Origin of the sequence: Aeromonas sp. 84A (genome assembly GCF_051919345.1) — a bacterium.
Classification (GTDB): Bacteria; Pseudomonadota; Gammaproteobacteria; order Enterobacterales; family Aeromonadaceae; genus Aeromonas; species Aeromonas veronii.
In genome coordinates, this window is record NZ_JBQBEW010000001.1 from 3529966 (window position 1) to 3556305 (window position 26340).

The 26340-nt window shown below is 61.5% G+C and carries 23 protein-coding genes; 7 read left to right on the forward strand and 16 right to left on the reverse strand.

The genetic code is table 11. The features are described from left to right. The 5 genes from ACTG20_RS15955 to ACTG20_RS15975 are packed head-to-tail and all read right to left on the reverse strand — an operon-like array spanning position 1 to position 3494. Positions 1 to 549 (reverse strand): pilus assembly protein FlpD, encoded by a 549-nt coding sequence (locus tag ACTG20_RS15955; RefSeq protein ID WP_194495922.1) that lies wholly within the window; start codon positions 547 to 549, stop codon positions 1 to 3. Positions 550 to 560: 11 nt separating this feature from the next. Next, entirely contained in the window at positions 561 to 1958 is a 1398-nt protein-coding gene (locus ACTG20_RS15960) for a type II and III secretion system protein family protein (protein ID WP_194496054.1), read from the reverse strand. 19 nt (positions 1959 to 1977) lie between these two features. After that, entirely contained in the window at positions 1978 to 2868 is an 891-nt protein-coding gene (gene cpaB, locus ACTG20_RS15965) for a Flp pilus assembly protein CpaB (RefSeq protein ID WP_040066030.1), read from the reverse strand. Between the two features lie 9 nt (positions 2869 to 2877). Continuing rightward, the gene (locus ACTG20_RS15970; protein WP_185716067.1) at positions 2878 to 3291 is read right to left on the reverse strand and encodes a prepilin peptidase; all 414 of its coding nucleotides are present in this window, start codon (positions 3289 to 3291) and stop codon (positions 2878 to 2880) included. After that, the gene (locus tag ACTG20_RS15975) at positions 3291 to 3494 is read right to left on the reverse strand and encodes a Flp family type IVb pilin (protein ID WP_005350403.1); all 204 of its coding nucleotides are present in this window, start codon (positions 3492 to 3494) and stop codon (positions 3291 to 3293) included. Before ACTG20_RS15975 ends, ACTG20_RS15970 begins: the two co-directional genes overlap by 1 nt. A 221-nt stretch (positions 3495 to 3715) precedes the next feature. Between ACTG20_RS15975 and ACTG20_RS15980 the strand changes: the two genes are divergently transcribed. The 4 genes from ACTG20_RS15980 (at position 3716) to ACTG20_RS15995 (ending at position 8695) form a co-directional block, all read left to right on the forward strand. Then, entirely contained in the window at positions 3716 to 6724 is a 3009-nt protein-coding gene (locus ACTG20_RS15980; RefSeq protein ID WP_194495920.1) for a fibronectin type III domain-containing protein, read from the forward strand. Position 6725: 1 nt separating this feature from the next. Beyond that, positions 6726 to 7430, forward strand: coding sequence for a hypothetical protein (locus tag ACTG20_RS15985; protein ID WP_194495919.1), 705 nt, complete (start codon positions 6726 to 6728; stop codon positions 7428 to 7430). 125 nt (positions 7431 to 7555) lie between these two features. Next, a complete protein-coding gene (bamE, locus tag ACTG20_RS15990) occupies positions 7556 to 7894 on the forward strand; it encodes an outer membrane protein assembly factor BamE (protein ID WP_005337980.1) in 339 nt (112 codons plus the stop codon). A gap of 171 nt (positions 7895 to 8065) precedes the next feature. After that, positions 8066 to 8695, forward strand: coding sequence for an NAD(P)H-binding protein (locus tag ACTG20_RS15995; RefSeq protein ID WP_047439169.1), 630 nt, complete (start codon positions 8066 to 8068; stop codon positions 8693 to 8695). A gap of 146 nt (positions 8696 to 8841) precedes the next feature. Here the strand turns inward: ACTG20_RS15995 and ACTG20_RS16000 are convergent, their stop codons facing one another. Further along, positions 8842 to 10536, reverse strand: coding sequence for a pyridoxal phosphate-dependent decarboxylase family protein (locus ACTG20_RS16000; protein WP_194495918.1), 1695 nt, complete (start codon positions 10534 to 10536; stop codon positions 8842 to 8844). A 218-nt stretch (positions 10537 to 10754) separates the two neighbouring features. Continuing rightward, positions 10755 to 11771: a lipoate--protein ligase A gene (locus ACTG20_RS16005; protein WP_194495917.1), complete on the reverse strand. Its 1017-nt coding sequence runs from the start codon at positions 11769 to 11771 to the stop codon at positions 10755 to 10757. A 430-nt stretch (positions 11772 to 12201) separates the two neighbouring features. On the opposite strand from ACTG20_RS16005, the gene ACTG20_RS16010 reads away from it, so the two are divergent. Beyond that, positions 12202 to 14664, forward strand: a complete 2463-nt coding sequence (locus ACTG20_RS16010) for a diguanylate cyclase domain-containing protein (RefSeq protein ID WP_194495916.1) — start codon at positions 12202 to 12204, stop codon at positions 14662 to 14664. 50 nt (positions 14665 to 14714) lie between these two features. On the opposite strand, the gene ACTG20_RS16015 is transcribed toward ACTG20_RS16010, so the two are convergent. Genes ACTG20_RS16015 through ACTG20_RS16055 form a run of 9 tightly spaced genes read right to left on the reverse strand, consistent with a single transcriptional unit; the run spans position 14715 to position 24428 of the window. Next, a complete protein-coding gene (locus ACTG20_RS16015; protein ID WP_194495915.1) occupies positions 14715 to 15914 on the reverse strand; it encodes an ABC transporter permease in 1200 nt (399 codons plus the stop codon). Then, positions 15914 to 17128, reverse strand: a complete 1215-nt coding sequence (locus tag ACTG20_RS16020) for an ABC transporter permease (RefSeq protein WP_194495914.1) — start codon at positions 17126 to 17128, stop codon at positions 15914 to 15916. Before ACTG20_RS16020 ends, ACTG20_RS16015 begins: the two co-directional genes overlap by 1 nt. Beyond that, on the reverse strand, positions 17129 to 17818 hold the full coding sequence (locus ACTG20_RS16025) for an ABC transporter ATP-binding protein (protein WP_194495913.1): 690 nt from the start codon (positions 17816 to 17818) through the stop codon (positions 17129 to 17131). Further along, complete coding sequence (locus ACTG20_RS16030; RefSeq protein WP_194495912.1) at positions 17811 to 18950, reverse strand: efflux RND transporter periplasmic adaptor subunit; 1140 nt, start codon at positions 18948 to 18950, stop codon at positions 17811 to 17813. Before ACTG20_RS16030 ends, ACTG20_RS16025 begins: the two co-directional genes overlap by 8 nt. A 27-nt stretch (positions 18951 to 18977) precedes the next feature. Further along, positions 18978 to 22142, reverse strand: coding sequence for an efflux RND transporter permease subunit (locus tag ACTG20_RS16035; RefSeq protein WP_439987801.1), 3165 nt, complete (start codon positions 22140 to 22142; stop codon positions 18978 to 18980). After that, positions 22135 to 23175, reverse strand: a complete 1041-nt coding sequence (locus ACTG20_RS16040) for an efflux RND transporter periplasmic adaptor subunit (RefSeq protein ID WP_194496053.1) — start codon at positions 23173 to 23175, stop codon at positions 22135 to 22137. Before ACTG20_RS16040 ends, ACTG20_RS16035 begins: the two co-directional genes overlap by 8 nt. Before the next feature lie 41 nt (positions 23176 to 23216). Beyond that, positions 23217 to 23687: a YeeE/YedE family protein gene (locus ACTG20_RS16045; protein ID WP_162504423.1), complete on the reverse strand. Its 471-nt coding sequence runs from the start codon at positions 23685 to 23687 to the stop codon at positions 23217 to 23219. A gap of 13 nt (positions 23688 to 23700) precedes the next feature. Further along, on the reverse strand, positions 23701 to 24114 hold the full coding sequence (locus ACTG20_RS16050; RefSeq protein ID WP_194495910.1) for a YeeE/YedE family protein: 414 nt from the start codon (positions 24112 to 24114) through the stop codon (positions 23701 to 23703). Next, on the reverse strand, positions 24114 to 24428 hold the full coding sequence (locus tag ACTG20_RS16055) for an ArsR/SmtB family transcription factor (protein WP_005338008.1): 315 nt from the start codon (positions 24426 to 24428) through the stop codon (positions 24114 to 24116). Before ACTG20_RS16055 ends, ACTG20_RS16050 begins: the two co-directional genes overlap by 1 nt. Before the next feature lie 88 nt (positions 24429 to 24516). Here ACTG20_RS16055 and ACTG20_RS16060 point away from each other — a divergent pair, with 88 nt between their 5' ends. Together ACTG20_RS16060 and ACTG20_RS16065 are read left to right on the forward strand one after the other, a co-directional pair. Beyond that, complete coding sequence (locus tag ACTG20_RS16060; protein WP_005344304.1) at positions 24517 to 24702, forward strand: YgaP family membrane protein; 186 nt, start codon at positions 24517 to 24519, stop codon at positions 24700 to 24702. Between the two features lie 55 nt (positions 24703 to 24757). Continuing rightward, positions 24758 to 26029: an NAD(P)/FAD-dependent oxidoreductase gene (locus ACTG20_RS16065; protein WP_005359260.1), complete on the forward strand. Its 1272-nt coding sequence runs from the start codon at positions 24758 to 24760 to the stop codon at positions 26027 to 26029. Positions 26030 to 26340: the final 311 nt, after the last annotated feature.

The window sequence follows — 26340 nt, forward strand, 5'->3', positions numbered from 1 at the left end:
TTACTCCCCGGTCGTCTGCTGTTTCTTGGCCGATTTGGCCTTGCCCTGATAGAGGCGCTGTACCGCGCCGGCATCGAGGGCGCTACCACTGCCGTCATAACGGGCACCACGAGCCCAGTGCTCGCCATGGCTTTGGGCACGATATTGATTGCGCAGCACCAGACAGGCGCTGACAGGGGCTGACGCCCCGCCTCTGGTATAACGGCAGCTATCCGGCTGCAAGGTGGCATCGAGTTGCACCTGATAGTCACCTTGCCCGGTCGGGGTGAAGATGAGCCGGGTATCGAGCGCCAGCCACTGAGCCAGCTGCTGGCGCAGCGCCTCCAGCGTTGGCGCATGGCTTGCTGGCTGCGGCCCGCTGATCTGCAGCGTGACGGAGCCCGCCTCCAGCCGATTGGCCAAAGGGGCCAGTTGCCATTGCAACTGCTGTTGCAACTGCGACGGGGCAACCCGGAATTGCAACTGATCCTTGAGAGGGGAAGCCGGAGGTGGAGTGGTACAAGCCAGTAGCGGCAACGTCATGGCCAGCAACAGCGTCTCTTTCAACATGGTCATCCTCCTCAGTAGCTGTAGCCATAGTTGCCGAACAGGCGGGTTGTCTGCGCCGCCAGCAATTGGGTTGACCCCATGTCGGTGAAGAACAGTCGCTCGAAGCGACTCGGAGCCCGGTAGTGATCCAGCGGCGTCGACAGGGAGAGGGGATCGCTGGTGGGCTGCACCAGACGGGCGGTGGCGATGATCACCAGCTCGCTCTCCTGATTTTTGAAGCTGTTGCTGCCAAAGAAGGGGGCCAGCCCGGGGATCTCTCCCAGGAAGGGCAGCGCTTCGTTATTCTGGTTGCGATGGCTGCGCACCAAACCTGCCAGCGCAAAGCTCTGGCCGTCAGCCAGCTCGATGGTGGTGGTGGTACGACGCGTCTCGATGCCCGGTACCACGACCCCGGCAATGGTGACGCTGTTCTCCCGGCTCAGGGTCGATACTTCCGGGGAGACCGTCAGGCTGATGCGATTGTTGTCCAGCAGGGTCGGCGTCAGCTCCAGCGAGATGCCGAACTTCTTGAACTCGATCTCGGGCCCGTTATCGCCGTTGCCAACCGGAAAGGGGAACTCACCGCCGGACATAAAGGTCGCCGCCTCTCCCGATTTGGCCGTCAGGTTGGGCTCGGCCAGTACATTGACCAGGCTGTTTTCCACCAGCGCATCGATGATGGCGTTGATGTAAACCACATCTTTCTTGCCGGTCCAGCTGCCTCGCTCCAGCGGCTTAGGGAAACGGTTACCCGGCGAGACACCCAACTGCAGATACTCACCCATCGCGCTCCAGCGCAGTCCCAACTGTTCACTGGTAGTACGCTGCATCTCGACGATGCGCACCGATATGTTGATTTGATCCGATCCGGCCAGTCGCAGCTGGTTGATGACATTGGCGTACTGACCGCTGCCCCCACCGGCGACAGCTGCACCTTCATCCTGATTACCCGCCGGAGGCGAAGGGGCCATCACCGTACTCTGGGCGACGGATTGTGGTTGCAGTCCCTTGGCAAAGCCTTCCACCATGCTGAGGATTTCGTGCGCCTGCAGCGGGCTGGTCACCTCTCCTGCCACTACGATGGCACCGCCCGACTCGCTAAAGGTGAGCTGACTCTGGGGGAAATGCTGACGGGCCAGCTGTTCAAGCGGTGCGAGGTCAGCGACGACGGTTACCCGATAGTGACCCAGGGTTCGGCCATCGAGGGCGGTCACCACCAGATCGGTGTGGCCCACCTTGCGGCCATAGATCAGCAACTGCTGATCAGAGGGGCTGTGCACTCTGACCAACTCCGAATTGGCAACAAAGGCATCCAGCACAGGTTCATCAAAATTAAGCAGGGTGGATTGCTCGGGAGTGAGCGTCAGGCTCTCGGCGGCTGCGGCCCAGAGCGGCAGCATGGCGAGCAATATGACAAATGTTCGCAACATCATTTCCTTTCTGTGTTGATTAGGGTTGACGGGTTCGGTCGTTACCGTCGCCATAACTGATCTTGACCCCATGACCTGGAATGGCTCTCGGGTTCTGGCCGCGAGCGACCTGTTCAGCCCATATCAGACTCCCCTCCGGCAGCGCCATCGCAGGGCTGCCCGCCGGTGCGCTCTGTGCCGAACGCAGTACCAGAGCCAGCTCTCCCAAGCGATGTGCCAGCAACAAGCGTGCTGCCGCCCGAGGGGGCAACTCGAAGGTCACGGCGACCTGGTCGAAGTTATCCTGTGCCGCAGGATTGCCGTTGAGCGCGGCGATATCGGTCACCTGGGCATCGATGGCCAGCAGTTTGATATCGGTCAGAATGATCTCGGCCGACTGATTGCTGGTTACCTCTGCCCCTTGGGCATTGTGCTGACGCGCATGCTTGCTGGTGAGGATCACATCCACCCGGTTACCGGGCCGGATCAGGCCGTGGCTGGCCGCCTCCCTCCCCAACGCCAGCGTCACCGCTCGCATGCCCGGCGCCATCATGGCGGAGAGATAGTGACTCTGCTCGGGACGAACCAGATCATCGGCAGAGACTATCTGGCCCGCCTCCAGCGTGCGGGTCACCAGACTCCCTTTGAGGGCCTTGGTATCGGTAAAACCAAACAGAAAGAGACCCGGCAGGTTCCTCTCTTCGGCTTCGGGAAGGGCTTGCCAGCCTAGATCTTCGGGATGGATGAAAGAGCCGGCCTGTACCCGATGGGCGGCAACCAGCACTTGGGCCACCCGATCCGGCGCCAACGATTCTGCTGGCGGATCCCGTGGGGATGCACCGCTCTGCGGCGCAGGTTCAGCTGGCCACAAGGTAGCCAGCATCGCCGCCAGCACCAGCAGTGCAGCGATAAGCAAAAAGAGTTTCTTCATAAGGTGTGACTACATAAATAGAGGTGTGGTCAGAGCTGCCGCCCAGAGGATGGCAAACCCATAAGGCACAGTAGTTGGATTGGGTGAAGGGCGCAGGCGGCTATGGATCAAACACACCAGGCTGAGCAGGCCACCGGAGAAAGCCATCAACAGCAATAATTCGGGCCATTGCTCGCCTGCCCCATAGAGGCAGACCGCCAGCAATTTACTGTCCCCGGCGCCACACCAGCCTCGGTGATAGGCAACCAGCCCCAACAGCAAGGTCAGTATGGCCAACACCAGTGACAGCGGATTGAACGGCAACAACCAGCCAACCCAGAGAGCCAGTACCAGCACCGCAAGATTGGGGATCCGCCGTTCGAATAGATCACTGACCAGACACCAGCAGGCCATCAATGTGGCGAGCCATTGCCCCCACGCCATCACTTGCCAGCCGCGTCCATATTCAACCCGGCAACAATGGCGGTGAACTTCTCTTTCAACGCCGTGATGAAGATCCCGTCCGAGCCAAATATGGCCAGGATCCCGGCCGCCAACCCGGCAGCCAGGATGCCGTACTCAATGGCCGTGGCACCGCTTTCATCCTTCAGGTAGTCACGAAGGTAATCCCAAACTCGCATCGTCATTTTTTGTCCCTGTTTTTTTATGCCTGAAATTAAACAACGACAAGATGATATTGAGATCACAAACGAGAATCAATATCATTATCACCAAATGAAATAATTCGCAGAGTGAATTTGCAAATCTAACTAAGTTAACAGCAAAAGCATCTGCAATGGGTTTCATTTACGCGCTAAAAACCGGACTTGGCAGATTAATAATCTAAACAACAATAACGGAGTCGAACGTGTTCAGGACAACGAAACCACTGCTATTGCTCCTTTGCTGCGCCACATTGCTGGCATGCAAGGCAGAGCTGGGCAGCCCCGAGCAGGCGGGAAATAACGCAAGCAACAGCGGAGGAAGCGGTAGCAACCAGCAACCCACCACACCGGATAGCGGAAGTGGCAACAACCCGGGCACAGCTGGAGGTACTGCCAGCGGAGGAAGCACCAGCAGTAGCAGCGGAGGGAGCTCAGGTAGCGGCTCGGGAACAACTGCACCAGACCAATCGGGCCAACCAACAACGGAGACGACACAGCCCACCCCACCCACCTCGCTGGATCTGGCCGGCGCACTGCCGTTGACTCACGACCAGGGTGGGCAATTTGATCTTCAGCTTTGTGCCGACAAGGTCTGCGTCACCCAGAGCGCTCAGGCTGATGGCAGTTTCGGCTTCAAACTGAAATTGAGCCAATGGCCGCAAGACAAGGCGCTGCACCTTGTCGCCAGCCACCGTCAGAACAGCGGGCTATCCCTCAGCAGTGAATTGCCTGCGCTGACACAACTGCTCAAACAGGATCAAAACGGGGATGGCATCATCACCGAGCAAGAGAGCCCTCGCCTGCACCTCTCCCCCATGCCGCTGGCATATCAGAGCATCATGGCGGCGCTGCAAAAACAGGAGGGAAAACAGGATGTCTCTGGCCAGCTCTTCAGTAACCCTCATCTCAATCACCGTTTTGCCCGAGATTTGACCGCCTTGCTGCAGTTGACCCTGAACGGCGATATGCCGCTGCCGGCCCAGCAACTCAGTGCACTGGCAACTGCACTGGTCAGCCAGCAACAGTCAAACCCGACATCCACCCTGCTTGAACACCTGACGACACTGGCCACCAGCCAAGGCACAACATTACCTGACGACGCCGAAGCCCGGCTGAACGATGCCCTCGCTGCCATGGAGAAACTGGATACCCGTACAGCGACCTACCAGCTGCTCACCACCTTCTACCCACAGCGCAAACTGACCTTGCTGGGACAATTCCCCTCTCGTCTGAGCGAAGCATCGGTATCGGTAGAGATCGGTGCCAAACCCAACCACGATGGGCTCAATGCCCACTATTTCAAACCCCAGCGCCCCATTCGGCCACAGCGGCTTGCGGTAATGGCCCAGAGTGGTCAGATGCAAGAGTCTCTTCCTATCAAGCAGGGCAACCAGTACAGCATCACTCTCACGCTCGCTGACCTCAACAACAGCTTCGCCAGTTGCAAACCGGGCAGCAGCGAGACCAGTGATGATCTGATGGAAGACACCCTGACCCTGGTGGTACAGGATGCCAAGAGTGAGGTGGAACTGCGCTCGGTGCTCGGCTCTTTCTGCGAGCTGGTCAAGCGCGATGAAAATCGCGATGGCATGCTCGGCGCCAACGAATACCCGCGCCTCAATGTGGGCTATACCACCACGGCGCAGTGGGCTCTGCTGCTAAAAAGCACCCTCAACCCAGGTATGGGCTCTGCTATGACCGGCTGGCAAGCATGGACCCTTGATGAGTTGACCCAAAAATTCAATACCCTACCGAGGCATCAGCTGGAGATGCTGGCCGCCATGATTGCCCTGCAAGCAGAGGGGGAACTTTGGAACCAGCCCGTCAACCTCATCGAGGGCAGTGCCTTTCATCTGCAACTGCTCAGCTGGCTGGAGATGAATATGACCAACGAATATGCCCTCTATGGGCGTAATAACGTCATCCCGGATATCTTCAAGCTGCAGAGTGCCATCGGCGACAATAGCGGTCTTGGCCCGCTGTTCAATACCAGTACAGACAAGAACATCTCTCATCTGCTCAAGGATGCCGCGGCGTTTATTCGCAACTCCGAAACAGATGCCCCGCTCTACCCGGGCAACAGCACGCCGGGCAGCTGGATCACTCTCTACCCGAATAGCCCAATCGCCCCGGTTTGCCAGCAGGAGGTGTTATCAGATCAGGTGATCGGGCTGGCAATTCTCGGCCAGGGGAAAGAGCGTAATGGCAATCACTGGGTGACGCTGGGCTGGTTGCCCCAAGCGGGCGTTTCCCGCTATCAGATCGGTTGGGGAGAGACGCCGTTTACCCGGATGGATCAGGCCGGGCAGTTGCGTAGCAGTGAACAGACCCGCATTACCTTGAGCGGACTGCAACCCTATCGAAATTATCAGATCCGGGTCATGAGCGAGGGTGGCACCATCAGTGCCCCACTGACCTACCGAGCCGGGCAGTTGCATGTGGCCGATACCCGTATCACCCACAGCATGGGGCTGGATGATGGCAAGCGTGGCCGGGACCTGGATAGCCGCTGCGATCCCTTGAGTGGACAAGCGGTCAACAGCAATCTGGATGGAGTGCTCGGCGCTCGCTACATCAAGCTGGACAACCGGGGAGAACCCCTGCCACGCCAGGATCTCTCCTACAAACAGATGCCGTTTGCCTGCGTGGCCGACGCCCTGAGTGGGCTGGTGTGGGAGACCAAGGTACAACACAAGGATGGCGAATCTTCCCTGCACGATGACAAAAGCCTGTTTGCCTATGACGATATCCAGAGCAACAACGCCTTCAACGGCAACTGCTATGACCCGCAAAGTGGTGCTCTGGCTAGTGACCGCAGCCGCTGCAACCTGAAACGCCAGATAAGCCAGGTCAACCAGAGCAAGCTATGCGGCCTCTCCAACTGGCGCGCCCCCAGCCAGCAGGAATTCTACGGCATCATGACCCTGACCCGGGATAACCCCATTGCCCTCGACACCCGCTACTTCCCATTCAATTCAGGACTATCTGTCACTTATGGTCAGTGGAACGCGGTAGAGACGATCTTCTACGGCATCTGGACCTCGGATGTGATGCCGGTCAGTCGCCCCATCGGCACCTGGGAGAAAGATGACGGCGGACCAGATGCTTACCAGGTTCGCCCAACTACCCAGCTACGTGGCAGCATTGCCCGTCAGTATCAACCCCATCACGTCATGCTGGTGAGCGATGGCTTCAAGGTCACAGGAGAATAAAATGTACCACACTCTCTTCCCTCTGTTACTAACTGCCGCACTGTTGCCAGTAGCAAGCCAGGCCCGTGTATGTCTGCCTGGCTATCAGGACGATGATACCCGTTTCGTTAGCGAACTGATCGACACGGCCGAAGGCAAGCTGCAGGTGGTCAACGACAGAGCCACCGGTCTGCAGTGGTTCTACTGCCCCTACGGCCAACAAGTCAGTGATAATGGCTCTGGCTGTGAAGGCATGCCTGAGGTGATCAACAGCAGAGCAAACCCGAGTGACAACCCCTTGATGACCATCATCATGCAGGCCAACGACCGGCTGAACACCCCTGCACACCCTTGGCGGGCCCCAGACATCAAGGAGCTGTTTACCCTCTACAACCCTCAGTGCCAACCTGCTACCTACAGCGCAGTGGGCTTTCCAGACCCTCAGCTGGCCGCAGATACTGAAACCCTCAAACAGCGTGCGTGTGAAGCCAGATATGATCCGGTGACCCATAAGTATATTAAGCCGACCGAAGAGCAGACACAGGCTTGCAACAAGCTCACCGAGCAAAGCAATGCCTTAACCATGCTCCAGTTTATTTCAGACAGTTCCTCCGGAGATGGATACAACTACCTTCAGTTCGAACCATCACATGAAGTGTTTCATGAAGGCGGTTACAGTGCACCTATGCTTAGGCTCGTCAGGCCAATCCCGAACCACAGTGAATGACGCTGTGCTGGCCAAAGGGAGGTAACTCCCTTTGGCAATTTTTGCCTTGGCTTTTTACTTCCGCCAAGGGAGTAGGTATGATTCGGCCAGCGTAAAAAGACTTGAATGGATGATCTGAACTCGATATGCGGATGAAACACCTGATTGCCGCGGCTTTGACCGCCCTCACCCTCTCCGGTTGCAGCCTGGTCTATCGTATCGATATTCCCCAGGGCAACTATGTGGAACAAAAACAGGTCGACAAACTGCGCCAGGGGATGACCCGCGAGCAGGTCAGCTATGTGCTGGGGACCCCCATGCTGCGTGACGGCTTTGATCCCAACACCTGGTACTACCTCTATGAATTCCAGCCGGGCCACGGCGACAAGGAGCGCAAAGAGCTCACCGTCACCTTCGCCAACGACAGGCTGACCACAGTGACGGGTGACTTCCCACTGCCAGCAGCCTTCAATACCCCGCTCTGATATCCCACAAAACCGGCCTCGCGCCGGTTTTGTTTTATCCAGCCCCGCGTAATTCATCCTGCCCGACAACACTGAGTCATTCCTCCCCATTGCAGCTGCTCGCAAATTGCCTGATGCTGATGAGCAGCCACCATGGCATCAACACCATCGAATGACACAGGGAGAATCCCCATGAGCCGGATCCTGATTGCCGGAGCCAGCGGCCTGATAGGTCGCGAACTGGTGCAGCAACTGCCTGCCGAACATGAACTGACCCTGCTCTGTCGCAAGCCGGGCAAGGAGGCGCACCACTGGCTACCGGTCAATTTTGATGATCTGGCCAGCGTCACCCTCTCCCGCCCGGTGGATATCGCCTTCTGTGCCCTCGGTACCACCCGCAAGGAGGCGGGCTCTGCCGAGGCGTTTCGCCGGGTCGATCTCGACTATGTGATCGCCTTTGCCGAGCTGGCCCGCCGCCACGGCTGTCAACGCCTCATAGTGGTCTCGAGCATGGGGGCCAGCGCATCGTCCCCGGCTCTCTATCCGCGTACCAAGGGAGAGATGGAGCAGGCCCTGCTGGCCCAATCCTGGCCACGGCTCGCCATCGTGCGGCCCGCCATGCTGCTCGGGGATCGCCAGCCACCGCGCCTCTCCGAGCAGATTTTTCAGACCATCTACCCGCTGTTTCGGCCGCTGCTGGTGGGCAAGCTCGCCCGCTGGCGCGCCATCGAGGCCCGTCAGGTGGCCCGCGCCATGATCGCCCTCTCGAAACTGCCCGCCGGGTGCGAGATTGTCGAGAACGAGCAACTGCTGGCCCTCTGAGCCCGGCCTTTTCCACCGCTTTCGCATACCGTCGTGAAAACAGAAGGGCAAGCCAACCGGCTTGCCCTTTGTCTATCTGTTGGCGTGATACACCCCAACCATCTCTTGCCACCATTGACCGCGCTCGGCAATCAGGGCAACCGCCCTCAACCGCGAATATGGTCGATAAAGGCGTCGATCTGCTCACGGGTGCAGGCGGGGTTCATAAATACAGCCTTCTCCCCGGCGATATAGGAGTACTTGCCGCGAGCGTCATAGTCGGAGTGGGCCACCGCCTCCACCCAGTTGGTATAGAGCCCCACCTTGCCGCGCCCCTTGAACAGGCTGCGGTGGTAATCGGTATTGCGCTGCAGCCGCGCCTTGTAGGCAGGATCGCTGGAGCGGGCCAGCTCGAAGGCGAATTCGGCTTCCGGATCGCTCACCCACTCGGGATTGTAGATCTTGAAGCCGACGCTCGGCCCCTGATTCTCCTGCGCCACCAGCTTGACGTTGCCAAGCTGACTCAGGCGATAGCGGAAGTAGTTGGCATTTTGCAGGCAGTGGGCCAACACGATGCGATACCCCTCGACCCCCATATAATTGAGCGCCGCATAGGCACCGAACAGGCCACTCGCGCCGCGGGAGCACTCGATGGTCGATTGCAGGTGGGTCTGGCCCTGAATGTCCCGTTCGAAGTAGGAGAAGTTCTCCGGGTCATTCTCCATCGCCTTGAGGTCATCCTGCTCCTTGATCATCACCAGACTGGAGGTGTAGGGCACATAGCCCCACTTCTGGAAGTCGACGGTAAAGGAGTCGGCATATTTCAGCTCGGCAAAGCGCGCCACGTTGCGCTCGATCCCCGCCAGGGTGGCGCTGTTGATGGCGAGCGGGTTGGCGGCAAAGTCGTACCCCAGGAAGAAGATCATCGACCAGCCGATGGCGGCATCGACGTGGATATGGGGCTTGACCGCCACCTCGAACTGCTCGCAGAGGCGATTGCGCAGCTCGAACACGGGTTTCACCTGATCCACCCCGAAGGTGTCGGTGGTGCCCATGGTGAGCATGATGGTGGGCACCACATGTTTCAGGGCAAAACAGGCGGTCAGGGTGCGCTCGAGGTGGTCGAGATCGATGTCGTTGTTCTCGCCGACCTGAATGCGGATGGTCTTGTTCTCGATATCGACCCCGAGCAGGGAGAGGTTGGTGATGTTGGAGTAGTGACCGCCCTGGGAGTTGATGATGCGGTAATCCTGATAGTGGCCGAGCCCCTTGTGCTTGGCCTCCGGCAAGGTTTTGCGAATGCCGAGCAGGTAGCCGTAGAGGTTACAGAAGGTCCCCCCCTGGGTGAAGATGCCGGTGGCCCGCTCCGGGTCATAGCCTGCCAGCAGCGCAATCTGGCGCACCACCTTCTTCTCCAACTCCTCGGCCACTCCGGCGTATTCGGAGTAGACCAGATTGGGGTTGGCCAGAATGCCCAACTGGGCGCCGTAGATAGCGGGGTCCGCCGACATGGTGATGACGTTCTCGACGCTGGAGGGGTTCTCCCAATCCTTCGATAGAGCGGCGGCAAACAGCAGCTCGGCCATCGGCTCGCCCGGGGTGCGCATGGTGGCGGGCACCAGCATGGTCTCGCAGAGATCGGCCAGGCGGGCACGGCCATCAGGCCAGGCATTCAAACGGGCATCCGGCGCCAGACCACGGGCCCGAAATTCGTTGAGGGTGGCAAATCCGGGTTCGCGAAAAACAGGCCAGAGATCGGGATTGCGCGAGAAAAAGTTGGCTTTGACGGTGGCGAAACGGGCGGAAAAATCGGGGTGGACGGCATTGACGCTTTCGTCTTGAAGATAAACTAAGTCACTCATTTTTATACCATTAGCACAGCAAATGTGCGGCCGTTATACCCCTGTGCCAGCGGGGTAGACAGCGACAATATCTAATGCCCTACCCTACTTTTTGTCATGTATTAGCCATCACGAGGGCTGGCAAAAAGGCGCCTTTGAGGCGCCTCTTTATATTTCGTGATCTTGCTCCCATCCTGGCTGACAGCGCCCTCACTACCGGACCGCCATCAGCGCAGCCCTCAACGCAGGGAGGCCAACAGCCACCGGGCAAACTCCGCCAGCTCGCTCTGCTGATGCGGGAAGGCCGCCAACCAGGGCTGCAGGCACGCGGTGACAGCGTCCAGTCGATAGCCGCAACCCGCCAGTTCGGCCGCCAGCAGATCAAACGGGGCCGGCTCCAGAGTATCGCTGAAGATCTGCGCCCGGGTGATGACCCCTTTCTCCACATCAAAGTGCAGCTCCATCCCGCCCCAGCTGAACCGCTCCTCCAGCAGATGACTGAACGCCGGGGCATGGCCGTAGTTCCACTCCCAGCAGCGCTGGCGGGCGAAAGTCTCTGCAAAGCCCGGCAGATCCGGCATCTGCTCCGGGGAGATATGCTCGGGCTCAACTCGCGCGCCGTAATGGTGGAAAAAGGCCTCCTGCAGCGCCTCGCTCACCTGTTGATGGTCGATCCCCGGCAGCAGTTCGCACAGATTGGCCACCCGGCTGCGCACCGAGGTGATCCCCTTGGCCGCCAGCTTCTTGGGGTCGGGGTTGAGATAGTTGGCAAGGCGGCCGAGATCGGCATCCAGCAGCAGGGTGCCGTGGTGAAAACCGCGATCCAGAGTCTCCCGATAGGCCGACCCCGATACCTTGCGCTCCCCGTCCGGGGTGGCCACCAGCAGATCGTTGCGACCAGAGGCAAACGCCTCGATCCCCAATCGCTTGAGCCCGTCCAGCACGATGGCGGTGGAGACGCTCTTGTCATACTCCGGCTTGCCCGCCATGAAGGTGAAGCAGCTGTTGCCAAGATCGTGGAACACGGCGCCACCGCCACTGCTGCGGCGCGCCAGGGTAACCCCATCCTCCTCCATCCGGCGGGTATTGCACTCCTTCCACGGGTTCTGGGCCCGGCCGATCACCACGGTATTGGCGTTGCGCCAGAGGAACAGCACCCGCTGGCCGGGGTCCATCTGGCGGAAGATGCACTCCTCAACGGCCAGATTGAACAGGGGATCGTGAGAGTCGGAGAGAAGCAGACGCAAGCGGGACATAAAAAGACCTTATCCGGAACTGGGGGCAGCATGATAACACTGACGGGGTACCGTCACTGAGCTGTCGCACATTAACCGGTGCGCAGCAGCCGCGATACATTTGCGTCACACCTGACTGCCCTGTAAAAGTATCTATTGATATAACGACACAGCTTGACGTGCAACCACGGAAAAAATGCAGTTTAGCCACAATGATAACGATAAAGACGGGAAAAAGTGGCTAGAATGCGACCACCTCGATAGGCCATATGACTCTCTTATTGGTCACATAACTTGCAAAAAAGCGGCATGTATCCATCCCGTGTGATGAACGACACAAAAATGACTTTCCACCCCCCCTATACCCCATTGCAAACGCCTTTTCTCCCCTTGCAGGTGACACAAAATTGCTTGAATCTAGCCTAGACACCGCTCCCGAGAGAAACGTTGTATGACGGAGAACGCAGCCCCCCGCCAGCCCCTCAGCTGGTTTCTGCCAATGCTGGTCGGTATGGTCATCGCGACCCTGACCTCTTCCCCCGTGCGAGCCGGCGAGCAGGTCATCGTCCAGTTGCCGTGGCAACACCAGTTCCAGTTTGCCGGTTACTACGCGGCCATCGCCAAAGGGTTTTATCGGGAGGCCGGTCTGCATGTCACCCTGCGCGAAGCGGACTCCCGCACCGATGTGGTCAGCGAGGTGATCTCGGGAAAGGCCCATTTTGGCATCAGCGGCAGTGATCTGCTGCTGGATCGGGCTGCCGGTCGTCCGGTGGTGGTGCTCGCCGCCCTGCTGCAGCACTCGCCGCTGGTTTTGCTCACGCTGGATCGGCCAGATATTCGCAACCCGGCCGATCTGGCCAACAAGCGACTGATGCTGGAGCCTGGCTCCAACGAGCTGCTGACCTACCTTTCTCACCAGACCCGCAGCCGCGACTGGGTCACCCTCCCCTACAAACAGGGAATACAGGCACTGCTGGCGGGCAAGGTGGATGCCATCAGCGCCTACAGCACTACCGAGCCCTTCTATCTGCAGCAAAGAGGCATCCCCTATCGGGTCTTCAGCCCGCGCACCATCGACTTTGACTTCTACGGCGACAACCTGTTTACCTCCGAGCGGGAGCTGATCACCCGACAAGATCGGGTCTACGCCTTCCAGCAGGCCAGCCTCAAGGGGTGGCGCTATGCGATGGACCACCCCGAAGAGATGATCAACCTGATCATGGAGCAGTACCCGACCGGGGCTGGCCGTGAACAGCTGGAGTTCGAAGCTCGCGAAACCAGAGCGCTGATGCAGCCAGATCTGATCGAACCCGGCTACATGCAGCAGGAGCGCTGGCTGCAGATCGCCAAAACCTATCTGGAGGCGGGCATGCTCACGGTATTGCCCAACCTCGACCGCTTTATCTACGACCCGGCGCAGGAGCGGCTGCGCCAGCAACGGCTGCTGCTCGACAAGAGCGTGGCGGTGGCCATGCTCATCACCTTTACCCTGATGACCCTGCTCGGCATCTTCTTGCACCTCTATCTGCGCCTGCGCGAGGAGGCGCGGGATCGCCAGCGGCTGACCCGTGAACTGGCCCAGAGCGAACAGCACTATCGCTTCGTGGCGGAGAACAGTGCCGATGTGATCTGGACCATGGATGCCGCCAGCTTGCGCTTTCGCTACGTCAGCCCGGCTATCGCCCCCCTGAGCGGCTACGAGGCCCCAGAGCTGTTTGCCCTGCCCCTCAAACAGCTGCTGCCGGATGCCTCAAGGCAACTGCTGCGCGAGGAGATCTCCGCCACCCTGGAGGCCTGGCAGCGGGGGGAACATGACCAGACTCGCCGGGTCATTCGCACCCAGCTGCGCCACAAGGATGGCCATCTGGTGGCGACCGAGACCATCACCACCCTCCATGGCAACCACAATGCCCAGCCGGAGGCGATCCTCGGGGTCACCCGGGATATCACCGAGCGGGCAGCGCGAGAGGAGATGATGCGCCGCCTCGCCTTCTACGACCCCCTCACCGGGCTGCCCAATCGCCGCTTGCTGCAGCAACGGCTCAAGGAGCTGATGGAGCAGGAGGTGCCCCGTCCGCTGGCATTGATGTTTATCGATCTCGATCACTTCAAGCCGATCAACGACACCTTCGGCCATGAGACCGGGGATATTCTGCTCAATATGGTGGCCGAGCGGATGAGCCACTGCGTGCGCAAACAGGATCTGGTGGCACGGCTGGGGGGCGACGAGTTCGTTATCTTGCTGCCGGAGAGTGGCGACGAAGTGCTGGCGGTGGCCGACAAGCTGCATCAGCAACTGCGCCATCCGTTCCAGCTGGAGGGGCAGGAGCTGCTTATCTCCAGCAGTATCGGGCTGGCGCTCTATCCCGAGCACGGGGAGGATGCCAAGACCCTGATGCACCACGCCGATCAGGCCATGTATCAGGCGAAGAATCGCGGCCGCGGCCGGGTCTGCCTCTATACCGAAGGCCTTGATCCCGAGCAGGGCGCCCTGCTGTGGCAACCCGGCCACGAGTGCGGTCACCCGCGCATCGATGCCGAGCATCGCCAGCTCTTCGTATTGACCAACCGGCTGCTGGAGCGGATGAAAGATCAGCACGAGGATCCGGCCCCGTTTCTGGAGAGTCTGGAGAGCCTGTTCGACATGGCCCGCCACCACTTCGCCTTTGAAGAGCAGATGCTGGCGGAGATCGACTATCGGGAGCTCGCCAGCCACCGTCAGGATCACCAGCGCCTGCTCAACAAGGCGAGCCAGCTGCTGCACGCCGCCAAAGCGGGGACGCTGGGCAACGACGAGTTGCTCAACTTCATCATTCAGGAGCTGGTAGTCGGCCACATGAGTCAGGCGGATCGCCGCTACTTCCCTCTGTTCAGATCTGAGCGCAGCCTGTCGGTTGCGGAGGTGGTCACCTAGTCCCCCCTGTTCAGCCCCGAGCGTAACGCGCCTCTTGCGAAAGGGGCGACCTAGTCACCGCGCAGGGCAACTACTGGGTCGAGACGCACTGCCCGCAGCGCAGGAGCGACCCCGGCCAATAGACCAACCAGAGCGCTGCAACCGAGCGCCAGCAGTAGATAGAGAGGATGGAGGGTGAGCGGCAAGCCGGCCGCCAGCAGAGTGAGCAGCAGCTTGAGCCCGCCGAGCAAGGTCAGTCCCATGGCTCCGCCCAGCAGCGCCAGCACCACGGCTTCGAGCAGGAACAGCAATAGAATGCGGCGCCGCGGGCAGCCCAGCGCCATCAGCAAGCCCACTTCGGGGATCCGCTCCTGCTGGGCGATGCTCATGATGCTGAAGATGCCGACCGCCCCGATCAGCAGCGAGATAATACCGAGCCCGCCAACCGCCAGCTTGATGATGGAGAGGATCTTGTCGAGGCTGGTCAGCATGTCCTGCTGGGAGGTGAGGGTGAAATCCTCGGCGCCATGGCGGGCGATCAGCACCCGCCGGATCTGGGCTGTGATGTCGGCCTCCGTCTGCCCGGCGCGATAGATGACGTCGATCTCCTGCAGCCCCTCCTTGTTGAACAGCGCCTGGGCGTGGGCGGCGGGCAGATAGATCATGTCGTCCAGATCAAAGCCGAGAAATTGCCCCTTGGGGGCCAGCACTCCGGCCACCCGAAAACGGCGATCACCGGCCCGCAGCAGACTGCCCGGCGCATCGCCGCCGGGAAACAACTCAGCCGCCACCTTGGCCCCCAGCACCGCATAGGCGCGGGGCATGGCACTGTCGTCCGCGGGCAGAAAACGTCCCTGCACCAGGGTGAGTCGCCAACCGGAGAGCGCCGCCGGGCCAGTGCCCAGAATGGCAGTGCTGCGAGTCAATCCGCGGCTGCGCACCTCCCCCTGCCCCTGCACCACAGGGAGCGCCGCCTCTACCCCTGCCAATCTGGCGAGGGCATCGGCATCCTCCAGCAGCAGGGGACGGCTGCTGGAGAGGATGCCGGGCGGGCCGCCTGCGGTTTCGGTCTTGCCCGGGGTCACGGCGATCAACCGGGTGCCAAATTGGGAGAAGCTGTCGAGCAGATAGAGCCTGAGCCCCTCGCCGATGCCGGTGAGCAGGGTCACCGAGGCGATCCCGATGGCAATGCCGAGCGCCGACAGCAGGCTACGACTGCGCCCAGCCAGCAAGGCGCGCCAGAGCCAGAACAGCAGATCGGCGGCGCGCATCAGGCACCGCTCCACTGCCCGCTGCGCAGGCTGCTGACCGGATCTTGCCGTGCCGCCCGGGAGGCGGGCAGCCAGCTAAAAAACAGCCCGGTCAGCAGGGCCGCCGGTATGGTGCAGAAAGTAGCGAGCAGAGGGACCGCCGCCGGAAATCCGGGCCAAATCACTCCGGCGAGGCCAACCAGGGCATAGCCCAAGACCGTGCCAAACAGCGCGCCACTGCCGCTCAGCAGCAGCGCCTCCCACAAAAACAGCTGGCGGATCTGGCGACTGTCGGCCCCCAGCGCCTTGAGCAGGCCGATCTCGCCGGTGCGCTGGCGGGTGCTGATCAGCGCCAGATTCATCATCATGATGCCGGAGACCAGCAGGCTGATGGCGCCGATGCCGGCAACTGCCAGGGTGAGAGTCGAGAGAATGGTGGAGAAGGTAGCCAGCATGGCGTCGCGGCGCACCACGGTCACATCGAGCACCCCGTGGCGCCCCTGCATCAGCTGCTCCAGTCGCCTGACTAGCGGGGGCACCGCTTGCCCCGCCAGCGGCTGGATCAGCAAGCGAAACAGCCCCTCGGTGTTGAACAGCCGCATGGAGCTACCGACCGGGATCAGCGCGGCCTCGGCCATGTCCATCCCCAGATTGCTGCTCTGGCTGGTGAAGACCCCCACCACCCGAAAGCGGCGATTGTCAAAACGCAGCCACTGGCCGACCGGATCGGCCTGACCGAACAGTTCACGGGCCACCTTGGCCCCGAGCAGGACAGCCGGTCGATCCTCTGCAGCATCCCCCGGCAGCCAGCGGCCGGAGAGCAGTTCCAGCCCGTGGGTATCGCGCAGCCCGTTGCTGCTGCCAAGCAGCATGGTCTGGCGCAGCCGCGCCCCCTGTTTGGCCTCGGCAAAGCCCATCACCAGCGGCACCAGCCGCACGTTTGGCTGATGCTGGCCAAGGTAGTGCATGTCATCGAGGGTGATCTGCCGCAGACTGTTACCGGTGACCGGCGGCAGCCCGCCTGTGGTCTCCTTGCGGCCGGGGAACATCACCAACAGATCCTTGCCAAGGGAGCTGAACTGGTCGGCCACATAGCGCCTCGCCCCCTCCCCCAGCGCGGTGAGCAGCAGCACCGAGGTGACGCTCAGACTCACCGCCAGGATCAAGACCAGCGCCCGTGAACGCTGACGCAATAACGCCACGGCGGCAAAGCGGATCACATCGGGGCGCCGCATTCAGCCACCGCCGCTATCAATGTTGATGCGGCCATCGTTCATCAGGATCCGCCTGCCCGCCCGATCACCGAGGCGCGGGTCGTGGGTTACCACCACCAGCGTGATCCCCTGCTCCCGGTTGAGCCCCTCCAGCAGGGTAATCACCTCCTCCCCGGAGCGGGAGTCGAGATTGCCGGTGGGCTCGTCGGCCAGGATCAGCCGCGGCGCCATTGCCATGGCCCGTGCGATGGCTACCCGCTGACGCTGACCGCCGGAGAGCTCGGCAGGGCGGTGTCCGGCACGATTATCCAGCCCCAGCTCCCCCAGCAACTGCTGGCTGCGGCGATGGCGCTCGGCGGGGGCAATCCCGCACAACATCAGCGGCAGCTCGACGTTTTCACGGGCGGTGAGGCGGGAGATGAGGTGAAACGACTGGAACACGAAACCGATACGATGGCCGCGCAGCTGGGCCAGCGCAGGTTCTGACAGGGTGGCGGTATCCTCGCCCCCCAGCCAGTAGCGCCCCTCGTCGGGCCGATCCAGCAACCCCAGCACATTGAGCAGGGTCGACTTGCCGGATCCCGAGGGGCCCATCACTGCCAGATACTCCCCCTCGGCAACTCGCAGAGAGACGCGATCGAGGGCGGCCACCTCGCTGCCGCCCAGAGTAAAGCGACGACTGACGGCATCAAGGCGAATGATATCACTCATCCGTCTGCTCCGTGGCGGCGCTGAAAGGGCCCTCCCCGACAATCTGTCCGGGCTGGGCTGCCAGCCGATCACCGGCGGCGAGCCCCTCGGCCACCTCAATCCAGTTCCAGTTCTCCACGCCCCAACGGGGCACCACCCGCACCAGCTTATCCCCTTCCAGCCGCAGCACGCTGCCATCGTCGGCCCGGCTGCTGGCCGCTACCCGCAGCACATCGGTGGCGCGGGTCACCTCGACCTCAAGGTCAGCGCTGTAGCCAATAAGCAGGGGCACATCGGTGGGCAGGGCAGTGAGCGCCGCCTCCACCTCCACGGTGCGGGCCTGCTTCTCCAGCTCCTTCACATAGGGGGCGATGCGGGTGACGGTGGCGGCATAATCGCGCCCGGGCATGGCGTCGAGCAGTACCCGGGCAGAGTGGCCCACCTTGAGGCGGGCAGCATCCACCTCATCAATGGGGGCTGAGACATACAGACAGCGATCGTCGATAAGATCGATCACCGGGGGCATGGCCACTCCGGGCGGTGAGGGGGTCATGTATTCGCCCAGCTTGCTGTTGACCTCCGCCACCACCCCGGCAAACGGCGCCAGCAGGCGACGCTCGCTCAAGCGGGCCTCCACCTGGGCGACCTGCGCCTCGTCAACCCGCTCCTGCTGACGGGATGCCTGACAGACATAGCGGCGGGTATCGGCCAGATTCTGGGCCTGCTCGGCAAGGGTGCGGGAGGTGAGGTTTTTGGCCAGCAAGGTGGCCAGCCGGTTGGCCTCCCGCTCGTAGTAGGCCGCCTCGCTGCAACGCTCCTCGCGCTGGGTCTTGCCGAGCGCCTGCTGGGCACGGGCACGGGCAAGATCGGCGTGAATATCGTCACTCCAGAGGGTCAGCAGCAGATCTCCCCGGGCTACCCGCTCCCCGGCCTTGACGGCGATCTGCTCCACCACGCCGCCACCGGGCAGACTGAGTCCGGCTCGCTGACACGACTTGATGGTGCCGGCCCGGGTGTTGACCACAGTGACCAGCACATCCCCCCGCCCGACCTCAGCCAGCCTGATCGGCGTCGGCTGCGGTCGCCACCACCATGCCACAGCAGCCACCGCTACCACGGCGCCACTTCCCCACCACAACCAACCTCTCTTCATCGCGCATCCTTTCGCTAGTGACTCCCGTCATGAGCGTCGGGAGAGCAGGGCATAATAGAGCAAGGGTATCACCACCAGGGTGAGCAAAGTGGAGACCAGGATCCCGAAAATCAGGCTGATGGCCAATCCGTTGAAGATGGGATCATCGAGGATAAACAGGGCTCCGATCATCGCCGCCAGTGCCGTCAGCATGATGGGTTTGGCCCGCACCTGCGCCGCTTCGATCACTGCCTGCTCGAACGCCACTCCGGCGCTGCGCTGCTGCTCGATAAAGTCCACCAGCAGGATGCTATTGCGTACGATGATCCCGGCCAGGGCGATCATCCCTATCATCGAGGTGGCGGTAAACTGGGCCCCCAGCAGGGCGTGGCCCGGCATCACCCCTATGATGGTGAGCGGAATGGGAGCCATGATGATGAGCGGCACCAGATAGGAGCGGAACTGGGCCACCACCAGCAGATAGATGAGGATCATCCCCACTCCGTAGGCTAGCCCCATGTCGCGGAAGGTCTCGTAGGTAATCTTCCACTCTCCGTCCCACAACAGCGCCACCTCCCCCAGTTTGTCGGGCTGCTGCACGTAATATTGGGGCAGGTCGATATCGGCGCCGGCGGCAAACATGCCGTAGAGCGGGCTGTCGGTATTGCCACCCATGTCGGCCACCACCATCACCATGGGCTGCATGTTCTTATGCATGATATAGCTGGGGGCCACCTCATCACGGCGACTTACCAGCTCGGAGACCCGCACCAACTGGCCGCTCTGGCTGCGCACCTTGAGGGCCAGTACGCCCGCCAGATCCCGTTTGTCACCGGGAGCCAGTTCGATGCGGATCGGCACCGGATACTTGGCGCCGTGCCCCTGCAGCCAGCTGGCATCCTGATAACCCACCCCGCCATTGAGGGTGTTCACCAGATCCCCGAGATCGACCCCGAGCAGGGCCGCCTTGCTGCGATCCACCACCAGCCGCCACTTGGGCTGCGGGTCGGTCAGATAGATATCCACATCCACCAGATCCGCCGTAGCCACAAAATGGGCCTGTACGGCGCGCGCCGCCGCTTCGCGGGCGGCCTGGGTCGGGCCATAGATCTCGGCAACGATGGGGGACCAGACCGGCGGGCCGGGCGGCACCTCAACGACTTTCAGGTTGCCCCCTGCCGCACTGGCGATAGCCTGCAGCGGCTCCCGAACCGACTGGGCAATCTGGTGACTGCTGCGATCCCGCTCATGCTTGTCCACCAGATTGACCTGAATATCCCCCACGTTGGCGCCGCTGCGGATAAAGTAGTGACGAACCAGGCCGTTGAAATTGATGGGGGCGGCGGTGCCGGCATAGATCTGGTAATCCTTCACCTCCTCCACCTTGGCAAGCTCTCGTCCGACCGCCAGCAGGGTGCGCTCGGTCTGCTCCAGGGTCGCCCCCTCCGGCATATCGAGCACCAGCTGAAATTCCGACTTGTTGTCAAAGGGAAGCATCTTGAGCACCACCCACTGCACCACCGGCATGGCGGTAGCCGCCCCGACCAGCAGCAACACCACCAGCCAGAGTTTGCGTCTGGCGCGCTTGGCGCCATCACCAATCAGGAAAGGGGTCATCAGCCGGTAAAAAAGACCAGCCTTTGCCTCGCCGTGGGCACCGTGCGCCTCCCCCTTGAGCAAATGGCTCGCCAGCCAGGGGGAGAAGATAAAGGCTACCAGCAGGGAGATAAGCATCCCCATGCTGGCATTGATGGGGATGGGGCTCATGTAAGGGCCCATCAGCCCGCTGACAAAGGCCATCGGCAGCAGGGCCGCGATCACGGTCAGGGTCGCCAGTATGGTCGGCCCCCCCACCTCATCCACCGCCCCCGGAATCAGATCCTTGAGCGCCCCCTTGCCCAAACCGCGATGGCGGTGGATGTTCTCCACCACGACTATGGCGTCATCCACCAGAATGCCGATGGAGAAGATCAGCGCAAACAACGACACCCGGTTGAGGGTAAAGCCCCAGGCCCAGCTGGCAAACAGGGTCAGTGCCAGGGTGATGACGATGGCAACCCCCACCACCAGCGCCTCACGCCAGCCCATGCTCACCAGCACCAGCAGCACCACCGCCGTGGTGGCAAAAATGAGCTTGCCGATCAGGGTGTTGGATTTGGTCTCGGCGGTGACGCCGTAGTCACGGGTCACCGTCACCTCGACTCCTGCCGGGATAAGCCGGTTCTGCAAACTCTCGACCCGCGCCTCCACACGCTTGGCCACATCGACCGCGTTCTGGCCCGGCTGCTTGCCGATGGCCAGGGTCACCGCCGGATAACTGGCCTGCCCCAGCCCCATCCAGCTGCGTTTGGTCGGAGTCTCCTGACCCAGAGAGACCTTGGCCACATCCCCCAGATAGACCGGCTTGCCGTCGTGCAGCCCCACCACCAGCTCGCGGGCCTCCTGCTCGTTTTGCAGGAACTGCCCCACCTGCACCTTAATCTCACTGTTGTTCTGCTCGATAGCCTGTGTGGTGCCTACCTGATTGACGGCCGCCAGTCGCTGGCTCAGTTCGCCCCAGCTGATGCCGTGGGCGCTGAGGGCCGCCGGATCCGGCATCACCCGCAACACGGCGCTCTGGCTGCCCAGCGTGTAGATATCGCGGGTACCGGGAATGCGCTTGAGTTCGGTCTCCAGCTCATGGGCGACCCGGGTCAGCTCGGGAGCCCCCAGTTGCTTGCCCCCCTCTTTGCTCCATAAGGTCAAACTGACGATGGGGACATCGTCGATCCCCCGGGGTTTTACCAGCGGCTGGCCGACCCCGATCCCCTGTGGCAACCAGTCACGGTGGGAGTCGAGCTGGTTGTTGAGATCGACGATGGCCTGCTCGCGGCTTACCCCTACCTTGAACACCACCACCAGCAGGGCGCCATCGGGTTGAGAAAAAGAGTAGAGGGTATCAATTCCCTTTATCTGGGAGACCACCTGCTCGGCAGGGGTAGTGACGAGAGACTCCACCTCTGCAGGAGTGGCTCCCGGGAAAGGGATATAGACATCGGCGAAGGTGACATCAATCTGCGGCTCCTCCTCCTTGGGGGTCACCAGCACAGCAAACAGGCCGAGCAACAGCCCCACCAGTGCCAGCAGCGGGGTGATGGCCGAGCCCTGAAACAGCGCAGCCAGCCGACCGGCAGGCCCCATCCTCTCCTTGTTGCCGTTCAGCTCGCTACTCATGGGCCACCTCCTGCTGCTGCGCCCAGCCATCGGGGGCCAGCTTGTCACCGGCTTGCAGCCCGGCCAGGATCTCGCACAGCCCTTCAAAGCAATGGCCTACCCGCACCGGCGTCAGGGCCCAGCCAGCGGGCTGCTGCAGATAGACGCCGTTGAACTCCCCTTGCCGCAGCAGAGCGCGATCCGGCACCAGCAGCACCTGACGCTCACCCTGCTTGAGCTGCACCTTGAGCCACATGCCGGGCAATACCCCGGTGGTTTGCGGCGGCAAGTCGAGGCGCAACCTGAAGGCATGGCTCTGGCTGTCGGCATAGTTGAAGCGGGTCAATTTGATCGGGGTAACGGCCCTGCCATCCGGCAGCAGCACCTGCACATCCGCAGGCTCACGAGCAAGCGTCAGGGCTGATTGGGGCAACTCCACCTCCACCCGCAAGGTGTCGAGAGAGAAGCCGGAGAGCAACGGGGTACCTGGGGCGACAGTCTCCCCCAGCTCCACCAACCGCTTGGTCACCACCCCGGCGTAGGGGGCCAGAATGCGGGTATAACCGTAAGCCTCGCGGGCCTGAGTGAGGGCCGCATCGGCAGCGTTCACCTCGGCACGGGCGGCGCGATCAGTCGCCTGGGCACTGTCGAGCTGGGCGCGGGTGATCACCCCTTTGGCAATCAGCGCCTGAAAGCGGGCAAGCTGGCGCTCTGCCTCCACCTGCTGGGCCTTGGCTCTGGCAAGCCGCGCCTCAGCACCGGAAACGGCGGCAAACTGCTCCTTGCCACTGATCTCGAGCAGCGGTTGCCCCGCCTGCACCTGATCGTTCACGTCCACCAGCATGCGGGAGACCCGGCCGCTGGTCTGGGCCGCCACCGTCCCCTGATTGATGGCACTGACAGTCCCATCCAGCGTCAGCCAGTCGGTCACCGGCTGTGGCGCCACTGTCAACGGGGGCTCTGGCTCCCCTTCAGCGGCAAGGGCCCGGGGGGATGTCATGGCCTGCGATGTCATCACCAACAAGGTGATCCCCAGCAACCGGATCTTTTCCATCATTACTCTCCTTCCCTGGCGTAATCTGTCACTTCACGGGATCAGGCGGTATGGGACTGGCGCACCTTATCCACTCCCCGAGCTGGCGCCTTGGTCAGCACCCTGGCCAGCCCTCTGTCAAACAGCAAGATCCCGGCCACCATGGCCGCTATAAACAACATTATCATGGGCTGCCCGCTGGAAATGAGACTCAGAGCAGGCCCCGGGCAGATACCCACCAATCCCCAGCCGATGCCAAACAGCGCGGCCCCGCCGATCAGCCTGCGCTCCAGCCGAGGGGCTGGTACGGCGGCGATGGGCTCCCCCAGCACACTCTGGCGACGGGGTTTCACCAGCAGAAAATAACCCGGCATAAAGACCAGCAGGGCCCCTCCCATCACGAAGGCGAGGCTGGGATCCCAGGCCCCGGCCAGATCGAGAAAACCAGTGACCCGGGCGGGATCCATCATGCCGGAGATGGCCATCCCCAGTCCGAACAACACACCCGCAAACAAACTTGTCAGCAACTTCATGGCGATCAGCCCCTTACAGCAGATGATGAGTGACGAAGACGGTGATAAAGCCAGCCGCCATAAAGGTCAGGGTGGCGACGATGGAGCGCAGGGAGAGCCGCCCCATGCCACAGATGCCGTGGCCGCTGGTGCAGCCATTGCCAAGACGGGTACCGATGCCGACCAGCAGACCGGCCAGCAGCACTACAGGCCAGCCGGGCAAGGTGGTGAATGCGGGCATGGTGGCCCAACCCAGAGTCAGCGCCAACCAGGCGCCCGCCCCCAGCCCCAGCAGAAACAGCACCCGCCAAGGCGCACTGTGTTGCAGCGCACCGGCCAAAATGCCGCTGATCCCGGCCACCCGGCCGTTGAACAACATCAGGATCAGGGCCGACAGCCCCGCCAGCATGCCACCGCCCAAAGAGAGCAGCCATTGGCTTTCCATCATCAAGATTCCTTATTTTCCGAGTGACAAAAATGGGTTTGCAACGCTCCCAGTACATCGGCCGCCGCCTCGCTCACCAGCGAGTAGTAGATCTGCTGGGAGACCTTGCGCGAACGGATCAGGCCGTAGCGCTTGAGCACCGACAACTGCTGGGAAAACGCCGACTGCCCGAGTTGGCTATGGGCCAGCAGCTCCCCGACCCCCTTCTCCCCCTCCACCAGCTGGCAGAGCACCATCAGGCGTTCGGGATGAGCCAACGCCTTGAGCAGGGAGGCGGCGGCTGTCGCATGTCTGTTCATCTCGTCGAATTGGCTCATAAGAGTAAATTAGCAATTGCTGATATTTGTTCTATTGTATAAAACAACACTAAATTAGCAACATCTAAAGTAGATAAGGAGAAAGACCATGACAGTAGATAACGGAGTCAGAATCGTCGCGGGTTGCATGTTGCTGCTCTCGCTGATCCTTACCACCTGGGTTCATCCGGGCTTTGTCTGGTTGAGTGCCTTTGTCGGGGTCAACCTGATCCAGAGCGCATTCACCGGTTTCTGCCCGGCAGCGATGATCCTCAAACGGATAGGATTTAAATAACAGGGTCGGATGACCTAGGCTCATATGAGCGTGTAATAAACGCAGGAGGCTGAACATGGCAACGGTAATCGTCATCGGCGCGGGTCTCGGGGGCATGTCTGCCGCCTACGAACTCAAGGCCGAACTGGGCAAGCAGCATGAGGTGATCCTCATCAATGACAAGCCGGACTTTGAATTTACCCCCTCCAACCCCTGGATTGCCGTCCAGTGGCGGGAGCGCAAGGAGACCTCGATCCCCATCGAACCCCATGTGAAGAAAAAGGGGATCCGCTTTATCCATGCCGCCCTGACCGAGCTGCAACCGGCGGCGCAGCAGCTCACCCTCTCCGATGGCCAGACCCTGCGTTACGACTTTCTGGCGATCTGCACCGGTCCGGCCCTCGCCTTTGACGAGGTGACGGGGGCTGGCCCCGAATCCGGTGGCACCACCAGCGTCTGTACCCTCTCCCACGCCGAAGAGTGCCGCCACAGTGTCAGCGCACTGGTCGATGAGCCCGGCCCTGTGATTGTCGGCGCCATGCCGGGCGCCTCCTGCTTCGGCCCCGCCTACGAGTATGCGTTCATCCTCGATCGCCACCTGCGCGACAAGAAGGTGAGAAAGAATGTACCCATGACCTTTGTCACCAGCGAGCCCTACATCGGCCATCTGGGTCTCAACGGCGTGGGTGACTCCAAGGGGATGCTGGAGAGCGAACTGCGGATGCGCGACGTGCAGTGGATCTGCAATGCCCGCACCGTGGCGGCGCAAGATGGCCAGATGACGGTGGAGGAGCTGGACGATGAGGGCAACCTCAAGCGCACCCACACCCTGCCCTACAAACACGCCATGATGCTGCCCGCCTTTGTCGGCATTGCGCCGCTGCGGGGCATCGAGGGGCTGGTCAATCCCCGCGGTTTTGTCATCGTCGACGAACACCAGCGCAACCCCGCCTTCCCGCAGATTTACGCCGCCGGGGTCTGCATCGCCATTGCACCGCCGCACAAGACGCCGGTACCGACCGGGGTGCCCAAGACCGGCTACATGATTGAGGCGATGGTGCGCACCCTAAGCCACAACATCAAGGCGGAGCTCAGCGGCCAGCCGCCGGTGACCAAGGCAGTGTGGAATGCCATCTGTCTGGCAGACATGGGGGACACAGGTGCCGCCTTCGTCGCCATGCCGCAGATCCCGCCGCGCAACGTCGCCTGGTTCAAGAAAGGAAAGTGGGTCCATCTGGCCAAGATCGCCTTTGAGAAGTACTTCCTGCACAAGATGCAGGTGGGGGATACCGAGCCCATCTACGAAAAACTGATGCTCAAATACCTCGGCATCGACAAGACCGAATGACCCCGCAGACCCGGCCCTCGCCGGGTCTGCTTTTGGCGGCCCTGCGCGGCAAAACGGGGCTTTCGATTATGTTTCAAGATGTTGCTGCGGGCGGCGCGGGGTTTACCCTGCCTGCCACCTCGGCTATCATTCGAGCCTCTTATCAATAGCGGAGACCATCAGTGGGCAACTCATCAAGTGACAGTTGTAGACCGACCCTCATCGTCGGTACCAAGGTCGCGAGCTAGCCGCAGGTCTTTCTCTGCCGCAACTCGCAACCCTGCGAGAAGCGGAAATCCACTCCCCTCTTCTCCCTTTTTACACTTGACGTC

Excerpts from the sequence above, each read along its gene's own strand:
- ACTG20_RS15955 (WP_194495922.1), bottom strand. The coding sequence starts at position 549 with ATGTTGAAAGAGACGCTGTTGCTGGCCATGACGTTGCCGCTACTGGCT.
- ACTG20_RS15960 (WP_194496054.1), bottom strand. The coding sequence starts at position 1,958 with ATGTTGCGAACATTTGTCATATTGCTCGCCATGCTGCCGCTCTGGGCC.
- cpaB (WP_040066030.1), bottom strand. The coding sequence starts at position 2,868 with ATGAAGAAACTCTTTTTGCTTATCGCTGCACTGCTGGTGCTGGCGGCG.
- ACTG20_RS15970 (WP_185716067.1), bottom strand. The coding sequence starts at position 3,291 with ATGGCGTGGGGGCAATGGCTCGCCACATTGATGGCCTGCTGGTGTCTG.
- ACTG20_RS15975 (WP_005350403.1), bottom strand. The coding sequence starts at position 3,494 with ATGACGATGCGAGTTTGGGATTACCTTCGTGACTACCTGAAGGATGAA.
- ACTG20_RS15985 (WP_194495919.1), top strand. The coding sequence starts at position 6,726 with ATGTACCACACTCTCTTCCCTCTGTTACTAACTGCCGCACTGTTGCCA.
- bamE (WP_005337980.1), top strand. The coding sequence starts at position 7,556 with ATGCGGATGAAACACCTGATTGCCGCGGCTTTGACCGCCCTCACCCTC.
- ACTG20_RS15995 (WP_047439169.1), top strand. The coding sequence starts at position 8,066 with ATGAGCCGGATCCTGATTGCCGGAGCCAGCGGCCTGATAGGTCGCGAA.
- ACTG20_RS16000 (WP_194495918.1), bottom strand. The coding sequence starts at position 10,536 with ATGAGTGACTTAGTTTATCTTCAAGACGAAAGCGTCAATGCCGTCCAC.
- ACTG20_RS16005 (WP_194495917.1), bottom strand. The coding sequence starts at position 11,771 with ATGTCCCGCTTGCGTCTGCTTCTCTCCGACTCTCACGATCCCCTGTTC.
- ACTG20_RS16010 (WP_194495916.1), top strand. The coding sequence starts at position 12,202 with ATGACGGAGAACGCAGCCCCCCGCCAGCCCCTCAGCTGGTTTCTGCCA.
- ACTG20_RS16015 (WP_194495915.1), bottom strand. The coding sequence starts at position 15,914 with ATGCGCGCCGCCGATCTGCTGTTCTGGCTCTGGCGCGCCTTGCTGGCT.
- ACTG20_RS16020 (WP_194495914.1), bottom strand. The coding sequence starts at position 17,128 with ATGCGGCGCCCCGATGTGATCCGCTTTGCCGCCGTGGCGTTATTGCGT.
- ACTG20_RS16025 (WP_194495913.1), bottom strand. The coding sequence starts at position 17,818 with ATGAGTGATATCATTCGCCTTGATGCCGTCAGTCGTCGCTTTACTCTG.
- ACTG20_RS16030 (WP_194495912.1), bottom strand. The coding sequence starts at position 18,950 with ATGAAGAGAGGTTGGTTGTGGTGGGGAAGTGGCGCCGTGGTAGCGGTG.
- ACTG20_RS16035 (WP_439987801.1), bottom strand. The coding sequence starts at position 22,142 with ATGAGTAGCGAGCTGAACGGCAACAAGGAGAGGATGGGGCCTGCCGGT.
- ACTG20_RS16040 (WP_194496053.1), bottom strand. The coding sequence starts at position 23,175 with ATGGAAAAGATCCGGTTGCTGGGGATCACCTTGTTGGTGATGACATCG.
- ACTG20_RS16045 (WP_162504423.1), bottom strand. The coding sequence starts at position 23,687 with ATGAAGTTGCTGACAAGTTTGTTTGCGGGTGTGTTGTTCGGACTGGGG.
- ACTG20_RS16050 (WP_194495910.1), bottom strand. The coding sequence starts at position 24,114 with ATGATGGAAAGCCAATGGCTGCTCTCTTTGGGCGGTGGCATGCTGGCG.
- ACTG20_RS16055 (WP_005338008.1), bottom strand. The coding sequence starts at position 24,428 with ATGAGCCAATTCGACGAGATGAACAGACATGCGACAGCCGCCGCCTCC.
- ACTG20_RS16060 (WP_005344304.1), top strand. The coding sequence starts at position 24,517 with ATGACAGTAGATAACGGAGTCAGAATCGTCGCGGGTTGCATGTTGCTG.
- ACTG20_RS16065 (WP_005359260.1), top strand. The coding sequence starts at position 24,758 with ATGGCAACGGTAATCGTCATCGGCGCGGGTCTCGGGGGCATGTCTGCC.